4 protein-coding genes are annotated in these 3,003 nt (G+C 54.2%); all 4 read left to right on the plus strand.

Going from position 1 to position 3,003, the window contains the following annotated elements:
- Nucleotides 1–273 (plus strand): flagellar biosynthesis repressor FlbT (locus WCJ41_RS21070; protein ID WP_336907800.1); only part of this gene is annotated, 273 nt, incomplete at its 5' end.
- The gene (gene flgD, locus WCJ41_RS21075) at nt 273–680 is read left to right on the plus strand and encodes a flagellar hook assembly protein FlgD (protein ID WP_336907801.1); all 408 of its coding nucleotides are present in this window, start codon (nt 273–275) and stop codon (nt 678–680) included. The genes WCJ41_RS21070 and flgD, both read left to right, overlap by 1 nt.
- Nucleotides 677–943: a flagellar biosynthesis protein FliQ gene (gene fliQ, locus WCJ41_RS21080; protein WP_336907802.1), complete on the plus strand. Its 267-nt coding sequence runs from the start codon at nt 677–679 to the stop codon at nt 941–943. The genes flgD and fliQ overlap by 4 nt, the downstream gene beginning before the upstream one ends.
- A gap of 22 nt (nt 944–965) precedes the next feature.
- Nucleotides 966–3,003 (plus strand): flagellar biosynthesis protein FlhA (gene flhA, locus WCJ41_RS21085; protein ID WP_336907803.1); only part of this gene is annotated, 2,038 nt, incomplete at its 3' end.

The raw sequence follows: 3,003 nt of genomic DNA on the forward strand, positions 1-3,003 counted from the left end.
GCCACGACTCCTGTCAGGCAGCTTTATTTCGTTGTGCAAACCATGCTCATGGATCCGTCCAACGCCGGCATGACCGCCGAACTCTACAAGCACTTGTCCTTTCGTACACGTCAGGCTGTTGCCGACGAGACCATTCAGGACAACATTGATGTTGCAGATAAGAAGGTGAACGAAGGTCGTTACTTTGATGCCTTGAGGCAGCTCAGGAATTGTTTTTCCAGAGAAGAAAAGGTCGACCAAAAGGCACAACAGAATGACGAAGAGGCTGCGTGATGAAAACCGTTCAGGGTCCATCGATTACGACGACAACATCCAAACCACCGCCTTCGACAACACTTAAAACCAATATGGATTACGACAGCTTTCTCAAGCTGTTCATGGCCCAGATGAAAAATCAGGACCCCACGAAGCCAAATGATCCGACTGCGACGCTCTCTCAGCTCGCATCGTTTTCGAATGTTGAACAGTCGATTAGGCTCAATGGAAAACTAGATTCGCTTCTTGCGGCATCCAACGCGACGCTGGCGTCAGCCTTGATCGGAAAGGCAATTAGCAGCCTTGATGGGTCGATCTCGGGCATCGCCATCAACGTTGAGGTCAGCGAGAGTGGTCTCACGGCGACGCTGAGGGATGGCCGAAACCTCAATCTAAGCGACGGTTACCGCATCGGTGCGGCATGAATGAAACAGATGCCCTGAAACTGGTGCAAGATGCAATCTGGGCCGTCATTGTCGGGGCGGGCCCTGCCGTCGGAGCAGCTACCATCGTCGGCATTGTGATTGCCCTGTTTCAGGCACTCACCCAGATTCAGGAGGCAACCCTCACATTCGTTCCAAAAATACTTGCCGTCTTCGCTGCCCTCCTGCTGCTGGCCCCGATCGCCGCCGCCCAACTCATGAGTTTTACCGAACAAGTCTACACCCACATCGAGACCGGCTTCTGAACGGGACCGTGGGAATTCTGTCATGACAGAAATTGCGCGTGGATTGCAGCCGGATCCAAGAGTGTCCTCTGGCAATCGCGACGTGGGATTTGCCGCCGGCATCGTCGCAATTCTCATCGTCCTCTTTCTACCCGTTCCCCCCTTCTTGCTTGATCTTGGCCTCGCACTTTCCATTTCGCTAGCTGTAGTGATCCTGATGGTCTCGTTGTGGATTAACAGGCCCCTTGATTTCTCCGCATTTCCGACAGTACTCCTGATCGCCACCATGTTGAGGTTGTCACTGAATGTGGCAACGACGCGTCTCATTCTGTCACATGGGCACGAGGGCCCAACGGCGGCAGGACATATGGTCGGGGGTTTTTCTCGTCTCGTGATAAGCGGTGACTTTGTCATTGGCGTCATTGTATTCGTTATACTCATCACCATCAATTTCATGGTGATCACCAAGGGTGCCTCGCGCATTGCGGAAGTTGGCGCTCGTTTTACATTGGATGCGATCCCAGGCAAGCAGATGGCAATTGATGCGGACCTCTCATCAGGTCTCATCGACGAAAAGGAGGCTCGGCGGCGGCGCGCGGAACTTGAGCAAGAGAGCTCATTCTTTGGTTCCATGGATGGGGCTTCCAAGTTCGTGCGAGGTGATGCGATTGCGGGCCTGATCATCACTGGCGTCAATGTGTTTGGCGGCATCATCATCGGCATGATGCGACATGGGATGAGTTTCTCGGAATCGGCTGATGTTTACACCAAGCTGTCAGTTGGAGACGGACTGGTGACACAGATCCCAGCACTCATTGTCTCGCTTGCTGCAGGTCTTCTAGTGTCAAAGGGCGGGAACCGTGGAGCCGCGCAAGAAGCTATCTTCACGCAGCTAGGCGCCTATCCCCGCGCACTCTTCGTGGCGGCCATGCTTCTCGCCATTCTCTCCCTTGTTCCCGGACTTCCATTTCTTCCCTTCGCAGTTCTGTCGGCTATCATCGCGGTCGGAGCATTGACGATCGTAAGACAAAACGTCAGTTTGCTGCGCTCGACGAAGGAGAAGGCCCGCAAGGAGGATACGGCCAGGCAGGAGGAGGAACGGAATTCGGTCAAGGACCTTCTTCGCACACCCGAAATTGAGCTCCGTCTAGGCCGCCAGATCTCGAGCGCCATGCTGGTGTCGCATGGTGAACTGGCGCACCGCGTTGGCAAAATGCGGCGCCGTTTTGTGCAGGATTATGGCTTCGTCATCCCTGACATCCGACTGAGTGATGACTTGCTGATTCCACCCCGGAGCTATGCAATTCGCATTCACGGTACGACAGTAGCCACCTTTGAACTCCGTCTGGGTGAACTCCTGGTGATTCCTGGAGGAAAGGCGAGGCCCGATCTCCCTGGCGATGAAGTGCGTGAACCTGCCTTCGGTATGGATGCCCTCTGGTATCCGGATGTCTTCGCGGCTGAACTTCGCGCCATGGGCCACTTACCAGTGGACTCAATGTCGGTGATGCTTACGCACCTCTCGGAGGTCATAAGAAGCAACCTCGCCATATTGATGTCCTACAAAGATCTGCGCGCACTGACAGATCGTTTGGAACCGGAGTATAAACGCCTTCTTGATGAGACGTGCCCTTCTCTTCTCTCCTTTTCCGGCTTTCAAGCCATCTTGAAACTTCTGCTCGCGGAACGGGTTTCGATCCGCAATCTACACCTGATCCTGGAGGCCATTGCAGAGATTGCACCGCATGTTCGAAAGCCGGAAGCCATTGTTGAACATGTGCGGCAACGCTTGTCGCAGCAGATTTGTGGTGACATGGCTCAGGAAGGGGTCTTGCGGATTGTACGCTTGGGCAGCCGGTGGGATATCTCCTTTATGCAAAGTCTCAAGCGGGATGGAAAGGGAGACGTTTTTGAATTTGACCTTGATCCGAGGCTCATTGAGCAGTTCGCGAATGAACTGTCGTCAGCTGTTAAGCCTCTGATTGATCGCGGTGAGCAGTTCACGCTCGTCACTGCGCCCGAGGCGCGGCCTTACGTCCGCATGATCGTTGACAGGCTTTTTCCGGCACTTCCTGTTCTTT

The sequence above is a fragment of the Aestuariivirga sp. genome, assembly GCF_037139295.1.
Lineage (GTDB): Bacteria > Pseudomonadota > Alphaproteobacteria > Rhizobiales > Aestuariivirgaceae > Aestuariivirga.

What these genes read in the sequence shown, in the direction of transcription:
- flgD (WP_336907801.1), top strand. Translation starts at nt 273, where the DNA reads ATGAAAACCGTTCAGGGTCCATCGATTACGACGACAACATCCAAACCA.
- fliQ (WP_336907802.1), top strand. Translation starts at nt 677, where the DNA reads ATGAATGAAACAGATGCCCTGAAACTGGTGCAAGATGCAATCTGGGCC.